This window comes from Lyngbya aestuarii BL J, assembly GCF_000478195.2.
In the GTDB taxonomy this organism is placed as follows: domain Bacteria; phylum Cyanobacteriota; class Cyanobacteriia; order Cyanobacteriales; family Microcoleaceae; genus Capilliphycus; species Capilliphycus aestuarii.
Genome location: NZ_AUZM01000002.1, coordinates 55138 through 74392 on the forward strand (window position 1 = coordinate 55138; position 19255 = coordinate 74392).

General features: G+C 41.0%; 18 protein-coding genes. 11 read left to right on the plus strand and 7 right to left on the minus strand.

Annotation, left to right across the window (positions count from 1 at the left end):
• The first annotated feature begins 4 nt into the window (after positions 1-4).
• The gene (locus M595_RS30950; RefSeq protein WP_023064135.1) at positions 5-145 is read left to right on the plus strand and encodes a hypothetical protein; all 141 of its coding nucleotides are present in this window, start codon (positions 5-7) and stop codon (positions 143-145) included.
• Here M595_RS30950 and M595_RS01255 read toward each other — a convergent pair.
• Positions 142-1350: a DUF4336 domain-containing protein gene (locus M595_RS01255; RefSeq protein WP_040483404.1), complete on the minus strand. Its 1209-nt coding sequence runs from the start codon at positions 1348-1350 to the stop codon at positions 142-144. The two genes, M595_RS30950 and M595_RS01255, sit on opposite strands and share 4 nt — an antisense overlap.
• Before the next feature lie 340 nt (positions 1351-1690).
• Here M595_RS01255 and M595_RS01260 point away from each other — a divergent pair, with 340 nt between their 5' ends.
• From M595_RS01260 to M595_RS01285, 6 genes are all read left to right on the plus strand, one after another.
• The gene (locus M595_RS01260; protein ID WP_023064090.1) at positions 1691-2347 is read left to right on the plus strand and encodes a pentapeptide repeat-containing protein; all 657 of its coding nucleotides are present in this window, start codon (positions 1691-1693) and stop codon (positions 2345-2347) included.
• 455 nt (positions 2348-2802) lie between these two features.
• Positions 2803-3441 carry a bifunctional 4-hydroxy-2-oxoglutarate aldolase/2-dehydro-3-deoxy-phosphogluconate aldolase gene (locus tag M595_RS01265; RefSeq protein ID WP_023064164.1) on the plus strand — a complete coding sequence of 213 codons (639 nt, stop codon included), beginning with the start codon at positions 2803-2805 and terminating at the stop codon, positions 3439-3441.
• A gap of 71 nt (positions 3442-3512) precedes the next feature.
• Entirely contained in the window at positions 3513-4025 is a 513-nt protein-coding gene (locus M595_RS01270; protein ID WP_040483405.1) for a L,D-transpeptidase, read from the plus strand.
• Complete coding sequence (locus tag M595_RS01275; RefSeq protein WP_040483406.1) at positions 4018-4752, plus strand: metallophosphoesterase family protein; 735 nt, start codon at positions 4018-4020, stop codon at positions 4750-4752. Before M595_RS01270 ends, M595_RS01275 begins: the two co-directional genes overlap by 8 nt.
• A 129-nt stretch (positions 4753-4881) precedes the next feature.
• The gene (locus M595_RS01280; protein ID WP_023064086.1) at positions 4882-5586 is read left to right on the plus strand and encodes a metallophosphoesterase family protein; all 705 of its coding nucleotides are present in this window, start codon (positions 4882-4884) and stop codon (positions 5584-5586) included.
• Positions 5587-5874: 288 nt separating this feature from the next.
• Positions 5875-6465 (plus strand): YkgJ family cysteine cluster protein, encoded by a 591-nt coding sequence (locus tag M595_RS01285; RefSeq protein WP_023064160.1) that lies wholly within the window; start codon positions 5875-5877, stop codon positions 6463-6465.
• A 25-nt stretch (positions 6466-6490) separates the two neighbouring features.
• Here the strand turns inward: M595_RS01285 and M595_RS01290 are convergent, their stop codons facing one another.
• Both M595_RS01290 and M595_RS01295 read right to left on the minus strand, forming a co-directional pair.
• Positions 6491-7144 carry a TVP38/TMEM64 family protein gene (locus tag M595_RS01290; RefSeq protein WP_023064155.1) on the minus strand — a complete coding sequence of 218 codons (654 nt, stop codon included), beginning with the start codon at positions 7142-7144 and terminating at the stop codon, positions 6491-6493.
• Between the two features lie 19 nt (positions 7145-7163).
• On the minus strand, positions 7164-8129 hold the full coding sequence (locus tag M595_RS01295; RefSeq protein WP_040483407.1) for a glycosyltransferase family 2 protein: 966 nt from the start codon (positions 8127-8129) through the stop codon (positions 7164-7166).
• 206 nt (positions 8130-8335) lie between these two features.
• On the opposite strand from M595_RS01295, the gene bchH reads away from it, so the two are divergent.
• Complete coding sequence (gene bchH / locus M595_RS01300; RefSeq protein WP_023064249.1) at positions 8336-12010, plus strand: magnesium chelatase subunit H; 3675 nt, start codon at positions 8336-8338, stop codon at positions 12008-12010.
• Positions 12011-12056: 46 nt separating this feature from the next.
• Here bchH and M595_RS01305 read toward each other — a convergent pair whose 3' ends face one another.
• On the minus strand, positions 12057-12926 hold the full coding sequence (locus tag M595_RS01305) for a DUF4351 domain-containing protein (RefSeq protein WP_023064254.1): 870 nt from the start codon (positions 12924-12926) through the stop codon (positions 12057-12059).
• Positions 12927-13143: 217 nt separating this feature from the next.
• Here M595_RS01305 and M595_RS01310 point away from each other — a divergent pair, with 217 nt between their 5' ends.
• Both M595_RS01310 and M595_RS01315 read left to right on the plus strand, forming a co-directional pair.
• On the plus strand, positions 13144-14196 hold the full coding sequence (locus M595_RS01310; RefSeq protein WP_023064241.1) for a hypothetical protein: 1053 nt from the start codon (positions 13144-13146) through the stop codon (positions 14194-14196).
• Between the two features lie 140 nt (positions 14197-14336).
• Positions 14337-15896 (plus strand): FAD-dependent monooxygenase family protein, encoded by a 1560-nt coding sequence (locus tag M595_RS01315; protein WP_023064107.1) that lies wholly within the window; start codon positions 14337-14339, stop codon positions 15894-15896.
• 159 nt (positions 15897-16055) lie between these two features.
• Here the strand turns inward: M595_RS01315 and psaK are convergent, their stop codons facing one another.
• Both psaK and M595_RS01325 read right to left on the minus strand, forming a co-directional pair.
• Positions 16056-16316, minus strand: a complete 261-nt coding sequence (psaK, locus tag M595_RS01320; protein ID WP_009787601.1) for a photosystem I reaction center subunit PsaK — start codon at positions 16314-16316, stop codon at positions 16056-16058.
• Between the two features lie 151 nt (positions 16317-16467).
• Positions 16468-17127, minus strand: a complete 660-nt coding sequence (locus M595_RS01325) for a class I SAM-dependent methyltransferase (protein WP_023064195.1) — start codon at positions 17125-17127, stop codon at positions 16468-16470.
• Between the two features lie 102 nt (positions 17128-17229).
• On the opposite strand from M595_RS01325, the gene hemH reads away from it, so the two are divergent.
• The gene (gene hemH, locus M595_RS01330) at positions 17230-18393 is read left to right on the plus strand and encodes a ferrochelatase (RefSeq protein WP_023064196.1); all 1164 of its coding nucleotides are present in this window, start codon (positions 17230-17232) and stop codon (positions 18391-18393) included.
• 10 nt (positions 18394-18403) lie between these two features.
• On the opposite strand, the gene M595_RS01335 is transcribed toward hemH, so the two are convergent.
• Positions 18404-18997, minus strand: coding sequence for a DUF4126 domain-containing protein (locus M595_RS01335; protein ID WP_023064131.1), 594 nt, complete (start codon positions 18995-18997; stop codon positions 18404-18406).
• Between the last annotated feature and the right edge of the window lie 258 nt (positions 18998-19255).

Below are 19255 nucleotides of genomic sequence, written 5' to 3' on the forward strand. Positions count from 1 at the left end.
CGCCATGCTTGATCAGCGTCACAATCTCACAGATCAGATCCGATTCGATCAAACCTTCTACGTGGTTATAGTTGGCTATCAGAATGGTGAACAAATTGGCGATAGTTTGGAAATGGAAAAAGGAACTCAGATGTTAGTCGTTTAAACCTGTTCAACACTGGGAGGAACGATTCTCAGTTTGGTCAAGTTTTTATCAATTTCTTTGAGGAGTTCCAAGTCTTCTTCGGGTAAATAAGAGGTTGAATTCTTCCCAAGTTTATCGCCGCTGAGTCGTTTTTGCAGAAAAGAAAACGCTTCTCTAAATTGGTCGGGTTTGGCAACAACGGGCGAGTCAAAATGACAGGCTACTATTTGTTCAAATTGCCAATTTGCAACCCATTCCGCCCAAATTAATGTTTCTATTGGGGCGCGATTGAGAATTAGAGTTTGTAAAATCGGAGCGACTAACAAGCGTTTTTGTTGATGGAGTAAACTTTGAAAAGACTTTTTCCAGCCCGATTTCCAGCGAAACGGAAATAGACCAAAATAGCCTTTTAATGAACGTTCGGGTGCAGTTTTTGCTTCTCTAAACGCTTGGATAAAAGGAACGGTTTCTAGGGTATTCGGACGAAAATATAATGAAAACAAACAAATGCGTTGCCATCCTTTTAAACGGTTGGTTTCGTTATCAATAATCTCATCACCCGCATAATCTCGGGCGTGAAAGAGTAAAGGATAGGGATCAAGTTCTAAAATCTCTGGCGGACGTTTGGGAACAGAAACCACAATATCTGTGACTAATAATGTACGCGATCGCCGATCAAAAAATACAACTTCTGAAAACCGTCCCGGCCCTAAATAAATCGGCCCCAATGTGGCATAATCAAATTGATTACTAAACGGTGCCTGACTACTATCTTCGGGTAAAATATGAGTGCGTTTTGCGGGTAAACCCAACCAACTCAGGGGTAAATTTAACGGAAAACTCCATTGACTCGGAGCAACAAAAACTTGAGCTTGTTGAAAATAACGTGCAAATGGGCCGACAAAAACTTTGTGTTCGATCCCGGAAATTGTCGGTAAAATAATATATTTAACATCGCCGTGTTTAGCAACTAACTCCCGAACTAAACGAATACATTCGGGTGTTGGGGCGACAGGGGCGTAAATCAGCAAGCCACCGCCTTCAAGTTTAACAACGCTCATCCGAATCGGTACAACCACGTAGAGAATACCCTGAAGTTGATCAAACGTCCACAGCGTATCTTTGATGACTTCTCGTCGCAGGGTTCGCCGTTGTCCGTAGGGATAAAGCGGTGCTGCTGGCCACCAGGGCCACGAAAAGTCTCTCGAACGCATGGGCTGTTGCATTGACTCGGTTGTTGAAATGACTAGAACTCGCTATAATCTCTGAGCGACTGTTTTGGGCTGACGCTACACGCGCCGCAGTTGTCCCAGAAGTTTAGCAGATTTTCACCCCCAAAAGACAGGTGTCGGAACTTGGGGAGGAGGTCGGGAGGTGGGGAGACGGTGACCAATGATGAATTATGAATCTTTTCTAACCCCTAATCCCTATTCCCTGTTCCCTATTTCAGTGATCTCTGTCACGGTGTAACCTGATTAAAATCATACTAAAGCGAGATTCTCCTCATTTCTTGTTCATTTAAAATAAGGAATAGTAAATACTATCGAGTTTACCGAGGGTGTGCGAATGAAACTGGCAATGATAACCACCGCAGTTTTACTGATGAACGTAGGTTTCGCTAATCTGGCGAGCGCGCTTGAACCCGCACACCTGAAGCAGTTGCAGGAAACAAACAACTGTCAAGGCTGCGATCTCAGCGATGCTCAACTGATGGGAATGGATTTAAGCGGGACTAATCTCGAAGGCGCGAACCTCCAAGGCGCAAATTTGACTGAGACGAATCTTAATGAAGCGAATTTAATTCGGGCGAATCTGACTCAAGCGAATTTGAGTGATTCGAGTTTAGTTGCGGCTAAATTGCATGGGGCTAATTTAACTGAAGCGAATTTGAGTGAAGCGAATTTAAGTTTAGCAGGAATGGTCATTGCTAATTTGACGAATGCGGATCTTAATGGCGCGAATTTGGTGGGTGCGAATCTTGAAAGTGCGGATTTAACGGGTGCAAATCTCCAAGATGCGCGTCAGTCGATTGGTAAGTTAGGTCAAATCACTCTGCAAGAAGGAAGTCTTTATGGGATTGATGTTGCGGGAATTAATTTAAGAGGGGCAAATTTAACGGATGCTGATCTAACAGGTGCTAATTTGAGTGCTTCTGATTTAGGTGGTGCAAAGCTAGATAATGCGATTTTGTTTAAGGCTAATCTGGTTAATACACGCCGATAATTTGGCTTAGAATGCTTGTTTTAAAATCTTGATTTCAATCTTTAAATCAGTATCAGTGTCAAAATTTAACTCAATTATGAATGTAGAATTATGAAGCGCGAGATTGATTGAGGCGAGTACAGGAATCTATATTTCTTCCTCAGTTATCCAAGTTTAGAAATTAGTAATTTATCGCTCATAATTCATTAGATTTCCCCTAGACTTTCAGAGCATCAATTTATAATTTGTAATTCTGTTGATGAATATTGGATTTGAATATTAATGGTATTGATATTCTATCTTTTTCAATCAATTTTAAATCTAGACAGTCGGCAATTGTGAACTCGGTTCAGATTGTCGGCTTTTGTTGATGGGCGGTTGTTCTATTGTCGGATTTGAAATCACGTTTTACCTGCAATCAGAAAACTTGTATAATAAAGAGTTTGACCAATTAATCTCAATATTATATAAAGACAATGAAGCCTCAAGACTGGCGAGCGTTATTAACTCAATATCGGGCGATCGCTGTAATTCGTTCTCCAAATCTTGAACAGGGAACCCAAATGGCAACCGCAATTGCAGACGGTGGAATTCGCTTGATAGAAATTACTTGGAATAGCCATCGCCCGACTGAATTAATCTCTAAACTGTGTTCGCAATTACCGAATTGTACGATTGGAGCGGGTACATTATTAACGAGAGAAGACTTACATCAAGCGGTTGATTGTGGTGCGGAGTTTTTGTTTACTCCCCATACCAATCCGCTATTAATAGAAGAAGCAAAATCATTAGACATTCCGATTATTCCGGGTGCATTTTCTCCAACAGAAATTGTAAATGGATGGCAAGCTGGAGCGAGTTGTGTGAAAGTATTTCCGATCTCAAGCCTGGGTGGAGTGGCTTATGTCAAAAGCTTACAAGGGCCTTTAGGAGACATTCCATTAATTCCAACCGGGGGAGTCACCTTAAAAAATGCTAAAGCGTTTATTGAAGCGGGGGCAATTGCAGTCGGACTTTCAAGTGAATTATTTCCACCATCTCTATTAGCCGAACAAAACTGGAAAGCGATCGCAGAACAAGCTAAAATCCTTACCCAACAGTTTGCAAAAATTTAGGTAAAACTTCATCGAGATCAACTAAAATATTTGCATCGAAAATCCGAGAATTGATCAATGTAGAGGAGAGTATGAAAAAGATTAGGAATCGGAAAACATGGCAGAATGTAGGAACTCTAATCGCGAGTGTTGCGCTGAGTTTAAATGTGATTGCCACTGAGTCAACACCCGTTCTGGCTGATGAGTATCACAATCTGATCGCTTATCGGATGTTAGAGTTACAAGACTCCACAGAACGCTGGATTCAGATTGATTTAACCCGACAACGGTTAATTGCTTGGGAAGGAAATAAAGCCGTTTATGCAGTGATTGTCTCGACAGGTAAAGGTTCAACCCCGACTCGTACAGGCACATTTAAAGTTTATACCAAATACCGAGAAACCCGGATGACAGGCCCCGGCTACGATGTGCCGGACGTTCCCTATACAATGTATTATGATGGCGGTATGGCAATCCACGGCGCCTACTGGCATAATCTGTTTGGCACTCCGGTGAGTCACGGTTGCACCAATGTTGCCGTTAATCATGCCAAGTGGTTGTTTGAATGGGCTTCGGTGGGAACTCCTGTAGTTGTGCATGAGTAGAATTCACAAGCCAAGACGAACGCTAGTTATTGGTGATATTCACGGTTGTTTGAAGGCGTTTGAGACGTTGATAACGACTGTGAAGCTTCAACAATGCGATCGCATTGTCACGCTTGGGGATTATATTGATAGAGGGCCAAATTCTAAAGAAATTATTGATCGGTTAATTGAACTGCATCGTCGAGGACAACTGGTGGCGTTGCGGGGAAACCACGAACTGATGATGTTACGGGCGCGTTCAGGCGATCGCTACGAACTCTATCACTGGTTAGCCGGAGGAGGAGAAAGCACCTTAGCATCTTACTCGAAAACGGGTTCAAATCGAGGTCTGGCGAGTATACCTGATGAACATTGGAATTTTTTAGACAATATTTGTGTGAATTGGTGGGAAACCTCGTCCCACTTTTTTGTTCATGCCAATGTTTATCCCAATTTACCGCTTCATCAACAACCCGAAAGAATGCTATTTTGGCAAAAATTTACCAATCCTGCCCCCCATTGTTCAGGAAAAACGATGGTTTGTGGTCATACCAGTCAAAAAAGCGGTGAACCGATTAGTATTGGTCATGCAATTTGTATTGATACTTGGGTTTATGGAAGGGGTTGGTTAACTTGTTTGGATGTGGTGAGTGGTCGCATTTGGCAAGCCAATCAAACCGGACAAATAAAGATGGCTTGGATTGATGATTATTATCGTCAACATCATCGTCGGTGTTCTCGGGCTTAGGCGTGATTAATTCATTCTTAAATTTTTCCATTTAGATCACTGGACTACATCACCATTCTCCAAATTTCGATACAATTAACGCCATCGACGGCATGAAAGATTAACTCTAAAAATTTAATTCGGAGATCTATGCGAATTCTTGCTATTGGTGATATACATGGCTGTTCTCAGGCATTTGATACGCTGATGGAAGCGATAAAACTGCAACCGACTGATCGCTTGATTACTTTAGGTGACTATGTAGATCGAGGGCCAGACTCTAAAGGCATCATTGATCGTTTAATTGGATTAAATTATACCGGACAATTGGTTGCATTGCGCGGAAATCATGAAATTATGATGCTGGATGCTGACCGTTATCCTCATCGGTTAGAAGGGTGGTTGGCTTGCGGGGGACGAGAAACTCTAGCTTCCTACGCACCTTCCTCAAAGAAAAAAGGTAAATTAAATGATATTCCCGATGAACATTGGAATTTTATTACTAATATTTGTCAGGATTGGTGGGAAACAAAAGAGCATTTTTTTGTTCATGCTAATGTGAATCCTCATAAACCTTTATCTCAACAATCTAGTCACGATTTATTTTGGACAAGGTTTTATCATGCTCAACCTCATTATTCCGGTAAAACGATGATTTGTGGTCATACCAGTCAAAAAAGCGGTCAGCCGATTAGTTTGGGGTATGCAATTTGTATTGATACTTGGGTTTATGGAAAGGGTTGGTTGACTTGTTTAGATGTCAATAGCGGTCAAATTTGGCAAGCTAACCAAAAAGGAGAACAACGAACTGCTTGGATTGAAGAATTTAGCACCTATTGTGCGATTTCTTCATAAGTTTTTATCTTGAGTTTCTCTATATTTAATTGAGTCAAAGAGTTCTAATCTTTCACCGACAAACGAGAACTGTATAAACAGGATATTGATCAGGAGTTGTCGCCGAAAAAAATGAAAAAGCCCAAGTTTTCTCTCTCAAAGGACAATCTTTTAGCCATTCTTGGCAAGAGTTTTAATCTAGGCTAGAATAATCGGATCAAGTTTAACAGGATCAAGTTTAATCAGATTAAAAAAAATCGAGTATGATTGATCTTATCCTGATTGATCTACGACTTCCGTAGAAATTTTATGAGTTTAGATATCGCCGACCAGGTGATGGAGTCTTATACCCAAATTGACCAAGAGATAGAAACCTTTCAGACTGAAACTCAACTGTATTGTCCGACGGGATGCGGTTGGTGTTGTGAAAGCCCGAATGTTGAAGCGACGCCTTTAGAAATGTTACCTTTAGTGGTGGAATTGTTTCAACGGGGAGAGATTCAAGAGTGGCTTAAACTCGCCGAGGAGTCTGATTATCAAGGGCAATGTATTTTTTATAAACCTGACCCTTTTGTGGGGGGAAATGGTCGCTGTCAAGTTTATCATTCACGGCCGACAATTTGTCGGTTATTTGGGTTTGCAACAGTTAATTCTAAGTCGGGACAGGTACAATTAGCCGCTTGTGTTCGTCATAAAGCCGCAATGCCTCATATTGTCGCCCAAACTCAAGCTGCAATTGATGAAAAAACAGTTCACCCGCCTAATTTTGCTGATATTTCCCAACAAATAGCCAGTTTAGAACCGGGGTTTGGTCATCAGCGTTTACCCATTAATGAAGCCTTGAAAGTAGCGGTTGAGAAGGTCGGACTTTATTTGCAAATGTTGGGTCAAAATGAGTAGAGAGGTTGTCTATAATATCTGTAGATTATTTTAATTTTTGAGTTCGATGGCGACGATACCAAGTCGCCCCAAATACAAGCATTCCAATTAAACTCAAAGCGGTAATTAACGGTAAAATTTCCCCTGTTTTAACCGCTTTTAAACCCGAACTTCCCAACATCACAAATGGCAAAAGACCGGGAACAGTTCCAAGCGTTGTAGCGATGAAATAATCTTTAAAGGAAATAGAGGTTAAACCCGAGGTAAAATTAACTAAACCATAGGGAATAATGGGTAATAATCGAATTGCAAACAGATAAAATAATCCCCCCTGATGAATTTCTGCATCTAAAACTTGCCAACGTCCCGCTAATTTATTTTTGACCCATTTTCGCCCAACAGTTCGAGTAAAGGTAAACGCAACAATAGCGGCTGTTATCGCAGCAATACTTGTCCAAAGTGTACCCCACCACACCCCAAAAAACGCCCCTCCTAAGAGGTTTAAAGCGGTAGAAGGTAAAATTAAAATTGTCGCAACAGTATAAACAAAAATATACAGAATGGGGGCAAATATTCCCATCTGTTGTAACTGAGTTTGAAGATGTTCTAAGTTAAAACGACTGAGACAATAAAACGCAATAACTGTAATCAAAACACATAAAAAAACTAATTTAATCAGTTCATTTTTATTTTTAAACATGGATTAAAATGATAGAATTTCAATTCTTATGTGTGTCTTTTTCAAATCCATAACAGTCTCGAACAATATACAGAGGTCGTCGTTTAACCTCATCGTGAACTCGACTTAAATATTCCCCAATTACGCCCAAACTCACCAACTGAACCCCGCCCAAAAACAACGTTACCACCATAATAGAAGCATAACCCGGAACATCAATTCCTAAAATTAACGTTCTCAAAATCAAAAAAGTTGCATAGATAAATGCTAACAAAGAAATTAACAATCCAATATAACTCCAAACTTTCAAGGGTAAAGAACTAAAAGAGGTAATTCCATCCAAAGCAAAATTCCAAAGTTGCCAATAATTCCACTTTGTTTCTCCCTTAGAACGAGGGGGACGATCATATTCAATCGCAATTTGTTTAAAGCCAACCCAAGAAAATAAACCCTTCATAAATCGATGTCTTTCTGGGAGTAATTTTAAAGCTTCTACCACCCGTCTATCCATTAACCGAAAATCACCAGTATCACGAGGAATTGGAACAGGTGTCATCTTGCTAATAATCCGATAAAATGCACCCGCAGTTTTTTGTTTTAGCCAAGTTTCACCCTGACGTGATCGCCGTTTACAATATACGACATCATAGCCATCTTGCCATTTTAAAATCAAGTCTTGGATTAATTCTGGCGGGTCTTGTAAGTCTGCATCAATGGGAATTACCGCATCCCCTTTCGCATATTCAATTCCCGCAGTTAACGCAATTTCTTTGCCAAAATTACGCGAAAAATTAACGACTTTAATCATTGGATTAGAATGATGATATTCAATCAAGCGTTTTAACGTATGATCACGACTTCCATCATCGACACAAATAATCTCATAGGTGAGATGAAGTTGATCGAGAACTGTAATCAATCGAGTAAATAAATCATCAAGATTTGGTTCCTCATTGTAGCAAGGAATCACCACAGAAAGCACCACAGAGTCAAGATTTGAAACCATATTCACAGATCCGTTAAACTAGAGGAGAAAGACAAGATCTCCATGATCTATTATCAGTGACAGCAGTATAGATGCTGAGAATCAGGTTTATGTTGCCAAAAAACAATTACAATTAAAATCTAAATATCGGGTACTGATACGCTGGAAACACGCTTGCGAATCAAGTCAACAGCCCGATCAGTTTTAAAATTAAATGGGATTGTTATATGAAACGGATTGTATTAATTGCTGGGTTTGAATCGTTTAATGCTGATTTGTACCGTCAGGCGGCGAATTTTGCCTCTCGTCGCTGTGAAGATTTAAAAATTGACGTTTGGTGTGATCGCGCGATTAATAGCGAACCCGAGGCAGTAGAGGCGGCTTTACAGCAAGCCGATGTGTTTTTTGCGAGTTTATTATTTGACTATGATCAAGTTTTATGGTTGCGGGAACGGGTGCAAAATATTCCGATTCGTTTGGTGTTTGAGTCGGCGTTAGAATTGATGAGTTTAACTCAAATTGGGGCGTTTAAAATCGGTGATAAACCGAAAGGAATGCCTAAACCCGTTCAATTTATCCTCAGTAAATTTTCCAGTGGACGGGAAGAAGATAAACTCGCTGGATATATTAGTTTTCTCAAAACAGGGCCGAAATTATTAAAGTTTGTACCTGTTAAAAAAGTTCAAGATTTGCGGAATTGGTTGATTATTTACGGCTATTGGAATGCGGGCGGAAGCGAGAATGTTGCCGCGATGTTTTGGACAATTGCCGAGAATTATTTAGACCTAAAAATAGGGGAAATACCGCCTCCGCTTGAAACACCCAATATGGGCTTACTGCATCCAGAGTATCAAGGTTATTTTGACTCTCCAAAACAGTATTTAGATTGGTATCAACAAAACAGAGAAAACTCTCAAAATTCGGGTATTGTTGGAATTTTACTTTATCGCAAACACGTTATTACCAAACAGCCCTATATTCCCCAATTAATTCGTTATTTTGAACAGGCGGGTTTAATCCCTTTACCCATATTTATTAACGGCGTTGAAGGTCATGTAGCAGTCCGAGATTGGATGACAACTACCTACGAAACCCAACAGCGTCAACAGGGCAATATTAAAACATTATCGCTGTCAAAAGAAGCCGTTGAAGTTGATGCAATTGTGTCTACGATTGGCTTTCCTCTCGTTGGTGGTCCGGCCGGTTCAATGGAAGCGGGAAGACAGGTTGATATTGCAAAAAAAATCCTCACCGCCAAGAATATTCCTTATTTAATTGCGGCGCCTTTACTCATTCAAGATATTTATTCTTGGACCCGTCAAGGAATTGGGGGTTTACAAAGTGTTGTTCTTTATGCTTTACCCGAACTTGATGGGGCAATTGATACGGTTCCTTTGGGGGGTTTGGTGGGGGAAAATATCTATATTATACCCGAACGAGTTAAACGGTTAACCGGACGAGTTAAAAATTGGATTAATTTAAGAAAAACGCCCCCATCCGAACGAAAGATAGCAATTATTTTATATGGTTTTCCTCCCGGTTATGGGGCAACAGGAACCGCAGCCTTATTAAACGTTCCCCGCAGTTTAATTAAGTTTCTCACCGCGTTAAAATCACAGGGTTATACCGTTGGGGAAATTCCCGAAGATGGCGAAGAACTGATTAAAAAAGTGAAAGAAGCCGACGAAGATGTTACCGGAGTTTTTTCTAAAAAGAACGGTAAGCAGAGAAATATTGTTAATATCAAAACCCTCGATAAATGGTTGGGGTATTTGTTTTTAACTCGCATCGAAAAACAATGGCAGTCTCTCACGGGTACGGGAATTAAAACCGATGGGGAAGATTTTAATATTGGTGGCGTTCAACTGGGGAATATTTGGATTGGAGTTCAGCCCCCGTTGGGCATTTCGGGCGACCCGATGCGGTTAATGTTTGAACGAGATTTAACCCCTCATCCTCAGTATGTTGCCTATTATAAATGGCTGCAAAATGAATTTAAAGCCGATGCTGTTGTTCACTTTGGAATGCACGGAACCGTTGAATGGTTGCCCGGTTCTCCCTTGGGAAATACGGGTTATTCTTGGTCGGATATTTTACTCGGAAATCTGCCCAACCTCTATATTTACGCGGCGAATAATCCCTCAGAATCGATATTAGCAAAACGTCGGGGTTACGGGGTTTTAATTTCTCACAACGTTCCCCCCTACAGTCGGGCGGGCTTGTATAAAGAATTGGTTTCGCTGCGAGATTTGATTGCAGAATATCGAGAAGACCCGCAGAAAAATTCGGCGTTGCAAGAAGCAATTTCTAAAAAGATTATCGATACGGGTTTGGATGTCGATTGTCCGTTTGAAGATGCGAAAAAATTGGGGATTGAGTTCAGTCCTGAAACAGCCAGAATGTTTAGTGTTGAGTCTCTATCTCAGTATTTTCTCAAGGTTTATGAATACTTACAAATCGTCGAACAACGCCTGTTTTCATCGGGCTTACATACGTTGGGAGATGCGCCTACAGAGGAAGCGTTAGACTCCTATCTACAGGCTTATTTTGATGGTAAAGCAACAACAGAAATAGATGTTAACACCCATCCTCAAGCCCAAATCATTCGGGATTTGTTAATGCAAACCACCGACGAATTAACGAATTTATTGCGGGGTTTAAATGGGGAATATGTTCCACCCGCACCCGGAGGAGATTTATTAAGAGATGGGCCGGGAGTGTTGCCAACAGGTCGCAATATTCATGCGTTAGACCCGTATAGAATGCCTTCTCCTGCGGCTTACGAACGGGGTCGAGAAATTGCCAAGAAAATTATCAATCAACATTTGCAAGAAAATGATAAATATCCCGAAACGGTTGCCGTGATGTTGTGGGGTTTGGATGCGATTAAAACCCGGGGAGAATCAATCGGAATTCTGTTAGAATTAGTCGGTGCAGAACCTTTAAAAGAAGGCACGGGTCGCATCGTTCGTTATGAACTCAAACCGTTAACAGAAATCGGTCATCCGCGTATTGATATTTTAGGGAATCTTTCGGGTATTTTCCGCGATAGTTTTGTGAATATTATTGAGTTAATTGACGACTTATTTCAACGGGCGGCTAACCTCGATGAACCCCCGGAACAAAACTTTGTGAGAAAACACGCTTTAGAGTTGCAATCTCAAGGCGTTGATAACCCTTCCGCCCGTCTTTTTTCTAATCCTGCGGGTGATTTTGGGTCGTTAGTGAATGACCGGGTTGTTGATGGAAATTGGGAATCTGGAGATGAACTCGCCCAAACTTGGGAAGGACGAAATGTGTTTAGTTATGGACGCAAAGATAAAGGTCAAGCCAGACCTGAAGTGATGACACAATTACTAAAAACAACCGAAAGAATCGTACAGGAAATTGACTCTGTTGAGTACGGTTTAACAGATATTCAAGAATATTATGCCAATACAGGTGCTTTGAAACGGGCGGCTGAAAAAAAACGAGGTAAAAAAGTTAATACTAGCTTTGTCGAAAGCTTTTCAAAAGATACCACACCTCGCAATTTAGAAGACTTACTTCGCATGGAATACCGGACTAAATTGTTAAATCCAAAATGGGCAGAATCGATGTCAAATCAAGGCAGTGGTGGCGCTTATGAAATTTCCCAACGGATGACGGCTTTAATTGGTTGGGGCGGAACTGCGAATTTTACAGATAATTGGGTTTATGACCAAGCCGCAGAAACCTATGCTTTAGATGAACAAATGGCGGAAAAATTACGCCAAGCAAACCCCGAAGCTTTTCGTAATATTGTTAGCCGAATGTTAGAAGCTAATGGTCGAGGTTTATGGCAAGCTGACTCGGAAAAATTGCAGAAATTACAACAGTTGTATGAGTCAGCCGAAGCCGATATCGAAGGAGTCAAGATATAAAAACCCGGTTTTGCAAATAAACGAAGGTTTTTAGAAAATATCTGTGTTAATTCGCATTTTCTGAATCGGTTTCTGAGGGAAACTGTTCGAGAAAAGTGATAACTTCCGCAATCTCTGTAAAATCCAACAATTCCTCACCTAAAGCGTCTAACTGAGTCAGAGATAAACTCCGAATTTGTTGGGGAAGTTGGGGGGGTAGTTCACCAAACCGACGAGTTAATAGACGAATAATTAAACTCGCTTCTCCTTCTCCTCGTCCTTCTTCTCGCCCTTGTTGAACTCCTTGTTGAAGAATATCTTGATAGATAACAGATTCTCGCATAATATCCTCCCGGAGTAATTGTTGAATCAGAGTTTTGTCGTATCTTAAACCCGCTATAATTTGAACTGCGGCTAAGACATTTCGACGCTGTTCTATTGCTTCAATTTTAGCCACTTCTGCGGCGACTTGGGTTAACAACCTTTCCGGGGAATTGGTTTGGGCTAGAGGCGCTAAGGGTAACAAAGCGCTATCATTAAGAAAAATAGCGGGATTTTGTTCCCACATCCGTATCACTCGATAGCGATGTCGGGTTGTTTCCGTGACAAATTCTTCGGTAAAAACGACTTCGGAAGTTGTCGTTTGTAGAAAAATAATAAACTGTTGAATGGGACGGCGATATTTGCGGTAAAGTCTCACCCAATAGTCCAACATCCGCAAGGGTAAAGGCGGTTCAGAAGTGGGTTGAGTTTGAAATTCTAGATGTAGAATTTGCTCAGATGTTTCTAAAAACGTGATAGCATCCGCACTAATGGGTTCGAGACTGAGTTCGGTTTTAAGAACTTGAATATTTCCGGGATTTGTTCCCAGTAACCACCGTGCAAAAGTAGCCGGAGATTCTTCAGCAAGCCGTTTACAAAGGTTATCGTAAGCCAATGTTAGCCGATGAAAATATTATAATTTTATTTTACAATAGTTTGGTAATGTTATCGCATTTTAGAAGGATTGACTTAATACTTCCGTATTTTTACTGAGATAAATTTTATCAAAAAAATCCGTACAATCCCTGATGCTTTTAACGGCGATATCCGCGAATATAGAGTTATCAGCCAAAATTCAAGCTGAGTTGATATTATTTCACAATTAAAAAAGTATGATGACTTCTAAATTGATGGCTTTGACTGAGAATTTAGTTTCCCTTGAACAGCAAACAGAAGAAATGGCTCAAGATGCTGGTTTTTGGAATAAACTAACAAAAGTTGCTGAATCAAGCAAAGAAGCAGCTACACATTTAACAACTCAAACTACTGATTCGCTTGGTAATGCTGCTAAAAGTTCAATGGAAGTATTGGCGAATACCGCCTCAAAAACGGGTGAAGCTATCGGTCAAGCTACAACCAGTACACTTAATGTTGTAGAAGATGCTACGGCTAAAACAGGTAGTGTAGTCAGCAAAGTAGCTACAGAAATGGCGAGTTTTACAGAAAATACCGCCTCAAAAACAGGTGAAACTCTCGGTCAAGCTACAACAAATACAGTTCATGCTGTGGGAAATGCGGCTTCTCAAACAGGTGAATTAGCGGGTAAAATCACAACAGAAACAGGTAGTTTTGTAGCGAATACCGCCTCAAAAACAGGTGAAACTCTCGGTCAAGCTACAACTAATACAGTTCATGCTATGGAAAATGTTGCTTCTCAAACAGGTGAATTAGCGGGTAAAATCACAACAGAAACAGGTAGTTTTGTAGCGAATACCGCCTCAAAAACAGGTGAAACTCTCGGTCAAGTTACAACTGGTACTTCAGAGTTTGTACAAAATGCGGCTTCAGCAACAGGGGATGCAATTTCTCATACTGTAACGGCTACAGTTGATATTGCTGGCAATGTAACCAACACTGCTCTTAATGCTACTGTTAATATAGCAGGAGACGCTCTATCGGGAGTTGCCAAAGGAACCTCAGTCGTTACGATTTGGACTTTAAGCCAATTCGCTGAAGGATTAATGGATGGTGTGAAGTCTTCTTTTGCTTCTGGATTTGGTTTACCCGCATTTGGTTTACTCTTGGGCTTAATTTTTATCTACCGATTTGTATTCAAACGTCCATTCAAAAAAGTTGTATATTCCTATCAAGGTCAATCTGATAGTTCTTCTGTTGTCAACGATAGTTCTTTAATTGAAACGCCAGAAAATGATGTTACTCAATAGTAACGAATATCAATCTGTAATTCATAAATCTAAGTTACTCAGGCGTAGGATAGGCATTGTCTATCCTGCTTTTTTGTGACTTGCGATCGCCTAAACTACAAAATATTCTATCCTAGTAATAGTGTATTATTCAAACCTTCATGTCTCTAACTGAAGAAATTCTCTCTCAAATACCCGGAAACCCGCTTAACGGACTGCGAAAAGCAGATAATATGTGGAACTCGCTCAAAAATAATCAAGTTCCTATTCCCCAAACCGTTGAACGCAACTTTGAACCTCTCGGAACTATTGATTATGATGTGGCAATTTGTGGCGGAACACTGGGGATTTTAATCGGGGCGGCGTTGGCTTTTCGGGGTTGGCGTGTCGCGTTAATTGAACGGGGAATTTTAAAAGGACGAGAACAGGAATGGAATATTTCTCGTCAGGAATTAGAAGTTTTTTTAGAGTTGAATCTACTCTCTATCGACGAATTAAAACAAGCCATCTCAACTGAATATAATCCCGCTCGTTTGAGTTTCCCTAATACACCGGATATCTGGGTAAAAGATGTTTTAAATATTGGCATTGACCCAGTTTATTTACTCAAAACACTCAAAAACCGTTTTTTAGAACTCGGGGGTAAACTCTTTGAAAACACCTCCTATGAAGCTGCAACTGTTCATTCAAATGGGGTGCAAATTACAGCCAAACAAGATGAATCCCAACTTAATATTAACACCCGATTACTATTAGATGCGATGGGGCATTTTTCCCCAATTGTTCGACAAGCCAGACGCGGAGAAAAACCCGATGCGGTGTGTTTGGTGGTGGGAACTTGTGCGACGGGATATCCGAAAAATGAAACGGGAGATATTTTCGCTTCGTTCACGGCGTTGGAAAATCAATGTCAATATTTTTGGGAAGCTTTTCCCGCCAAAGATGGACGCACAACTTATTTATTTACCTATATAGACGCTCATCCTGAACGGTTTAGTTTAGAATTCTTTTTTGAAGAATATTTACGGTTGTTACCCGAATATCAACAGGTTGAATTGAGTCAATTAAGCTTTAAACGGGCTTTATTTGGTTTTTTCCCTTGTTATAAAAATAGTCCTTTAAAAACCCCTTGGGATAGAATTTTACCCATTGGAGATAGTAGCGCCAGTCAATCTCCTTTAAGTTTTGGCGGGTTTGGTTCAATGGTGCGTCATTTACACCGATTAACCGTTGGAATTGAAGAAGCGTTAAAAACAGAATGTCTCGATAAAAATTCGTTAACATTGTTGCAACCCTATCAACCGAGTTTATCGGTGACTTGGCTGTTTCAACGTTCGATGAGTGTGGGTGTTCATCAAACCATTAACCCCGATACCATTAATCATTTATTAGCCGCAGTGTTTCAAGAGATGGAACAGTTGGGCGATGGAGTTCTCAAACCTTTTTTACAGGATGTGGTGCAGTTTTTACCCTTAGCCCAAACGTTGTTTAAAACGGGTCTTTCTCATCCCGATATTGTGTTTAAAATCATTCCCCAAGTAGGGTTAACACCTTTATTCGAGTGGACAGTTCACTATTTTAACTTAGCCGCTTATACGGCGTTATTTTCTCTTGGGAAAAACCTAGAACCTTCGGTTAAAAATCTCCCACCCATACAGCAATATTACTATCATCGTTGGTTAGAGGCTTGGAAATATGGTTCAGGTCAAGATTATCATTAAAACAGTAGGGTGGGTGAATTTTGATCATTTTACTGCTAAATTACCAATTTTTGGTTTTCACCCCCCACACTTTTATTTTTGAGTGGGTGAGTGTTGATAACTTTACTGCTGAAATTACCAATTTTTTTTCACCCACCCTACAGTTGAGTCAAATCAAATCTAAAGTCCGCTAACGTTTGCTAATCCTAAAATCACACCTGCGCCGACAATATGACCTAAGCAAGCTGTCCCAATTAATGCAGCTAAACTCATGCCTAAAAACGTATTCGGTGCCGGGCCAACATTGGGTTTTTGAATCACAAATTTACCAACGGCAAACATAGCAATATTGCAAATCAGCATCACAATTGCAGTGTTGGGACTCCAAGGAGTCGTGGTCACAGTATTTGCTGTTGCGGCAATTAATTCTGAATAAATCAATTGACTTTCTCCTTTGTTTTTAGCGGTTTACAAAATCGGATTAAGATTCTTTGTTTTCATTTATTATCACGAACTGGCAAACGAAAGATGTTCTTGTTGCAATCCTTAATATTTTCCCGGCAAAAACTGGGTTAATTCCTCAATTGCAACATCAAACAGGCTTTTGAACTTGAATCACCTGAAGGCTACCCCCCGCACAAAGCCGTTGTTGAGGAAAATCAGACCCTTCCCTTTCGGATAAACTCGCGTCATAGCCCACCTCAGAGAGTAAGGCCATCAAATCTGTCCTCAGTAATTGCCAAGCTGTTTCAGTTTCAAACACCCACAAAAATAGGGCAATTCCCGGCCAAAATAGGGGATTCTGAGGGCGATGAAAATCAACCAACGTAAATACCCCACCCGGCTTAAGAACTCGATAAACTTCCTCTAAAATTTGACGGAGTTGTACCGGATTCATTTCGTGTAAAGCCGCACTGGTATGAACCAAATCAAATTCATCATTGTCAAAGGGCATTTTTTCCGCAAAGGCTTCTACATATTCTGCCGTGGGAACATTGTGTTGGGCGCGTTTCAATGACAAGGGAGAAGCATCCAACCCCACCACATTTTGAGAACGTTGTACCAAAACGCCCGTCGCCTGTCCACTACCACAACATAAATCCAACACTTTGGTGTTAGGATCAATAGACAATCCTTCCAATGGCAATCGCCGAAAACGCCCTTCTCCTCCCACACTCAAGGCTGCCAGACGAGAGATAGTATCGTAAAGCCATTGGTAACGGTAGCTGAGACTTCTTAAAATTGTTGCCATATCTAGATAATTGAATTTTTTTACTATCGACTTTGCCCCAATATCAAGCTACTATTATTAAAATAGGTAACAAAGATTAAAAATTGGGGATCACAAACCGCTATGGGACGAGTCGGAGTTTTACTGTTAAATCTGGGCGGGCCAGAGCAACTAGAAGATGTCCGCCCCTTTTTGTACAACCTATTTTCCGATCCGGAAATTATTCGTCTGCCCTTTCGTTGGTTGCAGAGACCCCTGGCTTGGTTAATCTCAACCTTGCGCTACACCAAATCTCAAGAAAATTATAAAGCGATTGGTGGGGGTTCTCCCCTGCGACGGATTACCGAAGAACAGGCGGTTGCCCTTCAAGAAAGATTGACCCAAAAAGGGCATGATGCTCAAATTTATGTCGGAATGCGTTATTGGCACCCGTTCACCGAAGAAGCCCTTGTCAGAATCAAGCGAGATAAAATCGAACAACTGGTGATTTTGCCTTTGTATCCCCAATTTTCGATCAGTACCAGTGGTTCTAGCTTTAGACTCTTAGAACGACTTTGGTCTGAAGATCCGGCTCTGCAAGACATTAATTATACCGTAATTCCCTCTTGGTATGATCGACCGGGCTATCTACAGGCGATGAGTCAACTCATTGCTCAAGAACTCGATCATTGTCAAGATTCTGAACACATTCATCTGTTTTTTAGCGCTCACGGAGTCCCGGTCAATTACGTTGAAGAAGCGGGTGATCCCTATCAGAGTGAAATCGAAAACTGTACGCAGTTGATCATGGACACTCTCAACCGTCCGAATCCCCATACTCTGGCTTATCAGAGTCGAGTTGGCCCGGTGGAGTGGCTCAAACCTTACACCGAAGAAGCCATTCCTGAACTCGCCCAACAAGGGGTTGAAGACTTGATGGTGGTTCCGATTAGTTTCGTATCTGAACATATCGAAACGCTTGAAGAAATCGATATGGAGTATCGTCATCTCGCCGAAGAATCGGGAATTAAGAACTTTTATCGGGTTCCTGCCCTCAATACCCATCCGGTTTTTATCGAAGATTTAGCCGATATGGTGATTGAAGCTTTAGACTCACCTCAAGTCAAATTTGCAGAAGTGGCTCATCCTCCGAAAAAAACCAAAATGTATCCCCAAGAACGTTGGGAATGGGGAATGACAACCGCTGCCGAAGTTTGGAATGGTCGTTTGGCGATGATTGGAATTGTTGCTGTTTTGGTGGAGTTAATTACAGGTCATGGCCCTCTGCATTTAGTGGGTTTATTGTAAGCACTGGGGCTTAATCCGGGTTGCGTTTGTGACGACGAGAGCGATCAGGTTGTTTGGGTTGATTTGGGGCGGTGTACCATTGATACCATTGTTTGGAACTGCGAATCGCTAACCACAACAGCAATAGGGCGATTAATCCTCCTTGTTGTGGTGCGTCAAACGCAAATACCACTAGGGAAATGCAGAGAATATCTTGGAAAAAAATCGCCCAAATCGGTAAGCCTTGTAAACGGTAAAACCATCCCACCTGTACCAGTTGCAACACTAACGCCAGTAAACCTCCTGTTACCCCAATTAACCCCACGAGCCACTCGGGTGCGTCAGTCGCCTGGGCGATCGCAATTCCCATAATCGCCCCGACAAAGGGACTACAAACAAGCTGAATAAAATTTAAAATTCGCTGTCCGAGTACATTTTTTGAGGCGAACAGTTCAAACAGCGACCAACTCACTAAAATACCGACCATCCACTGGGGAGAGAACCGAGACAAAAAAGGAACACGCGACCACAAATCCGTTTGCAATAAACCGATTAAAAGTAAGGGTAAAGCAATTCTCATCCCTGCTGCTGCCGATGCAGAGAGTGCAGCTAGGAGTTCTATCATAATATTGTTTAGGTGAGTAGTAGGACAGAATTTAGGCGAAAATACAACCTTAACTTTCTAATCTTCAGAATTTGGAGTTTAAAAACCATATATTCTGATTGTATTTTATATAAACGAACTGACTTAGAGTTAAACCTACTCTATAGTTTGACACATTCACTCGAAATTTGGCGACTTCTTTTGGAAGGAAAAATTAAAAAATATCTAAAATCTGGATTGAAGTTTTGTTTTCAGATAAACTACACATCTAAGTTCAAT

Bases quoted from the DNA above. Each gene is read 5' to 3' on its own strand.
- M595_RS30950 (WP_023064135.1), top strand. From the start codon at position 5: ATGCTTGATCAGCGTCACAATCTCACAGATCAGATCCGATTCGATCAA.
- M595_RS01255 (WP_040483404.1), bottom strand. From the start codon at position 1,350: ATGCAACAGCCCATGCGTTCGAGAGACTTTTCGTGGCCCTGGTGGCCA.
- M595_RS01260 (WP_023064090.1), top strand. From the start codon at position 1,691: ATGAAACTGGCAATGATAACCACCGCAGTTTTACTGATGAACGTAGGT.
- M595_RS01265 (WP_023064164.1), top strand. From the start codon at position 2,803: ATGAAGCCTCAAGACTGGCGAGCGTTATTAACTCAATATCGGGCGATC.
- M595_RS01270 (WP_040483405.1), top strand. From the start codon at position 3,513: ATGAAAAAGATTAGGAATCGGAAAACATGGCAGAATGTAGGAACTCTA.
- M595_RS01275 (WP_040483406.1), top strand. From the start codon at position 4,018: ATGAGTAGAATTCACAAGCCAAGACGAACGCTAGTTATTGGTGATATT.
- M595_RS01280 (WP_023064086.1), top strand. From the start codon at position 4,882: ATGCGAATTCTTGCTATTGGTGATATACATGGCTGTTCTCAGGCATTT.
- M595_RS01285 (WP_023064160.1), top strand. From the start codon at position 5,875: ATGAGTTTAGATATCGCCGACCAGGTGATGGAGTCTTATACCCAAATT.
- M595_RS01290 (WP_023064155.1), bottom strand. From the start codon at position 7,144: ATGTTTAAAAATAAAAATGAACTGATTAAATTAGTTTTTTTATGTGTT.
- M595_RS01295 (WP_040483407.1), bottom strand. From the start codon at position 8,129: ATGGTTTCAAATCTTGACTCTGTGGTGCTTTCTGTGGTGATTCCTTGC.
- bchH (WP_023064249.1), top strand. From the start codon at position 8,336: ATGAAACGGATTGTATTAATTGCTGGGTTTGAATCGTTTAATGCTGAT.
- M595_RS01310 (WP_023064241.1), top strand. From the start codon at position 13,144: ATGATGACTTCTAAATTGATGGCTTTGACTGAGAATTTAGTTTCCCTT.
- M595_RS01315 (WP_023064107.1), top strand. From the start codon at position 14,337: ATGTCTCTAACTGAAGAAATTCTCTCTCAAATACCCGGAAACCCGCTT.
- M595_RS01325 (WP_023064195.1), bottom strand. From the start codon at position 17,127: ATGGCAACAATTTTAAGAAGTCTCAGCTACCGTTACCAATGGCTTTAC.
- hemH (WP_023064196.1), top strand. From the start codon at position 17,230: ATGGGACGAGTCGGAGTTTTACTGTTAAATCTGGGCGGGCCAGAGCAA.
- M595_RS01335 (WP_023064131.1), bottom strand. From the start codon at position 18,997: ATGATAGAACTCCTAGCTGCACTCTCTGCATCGGCAGCAGCAGGGATG.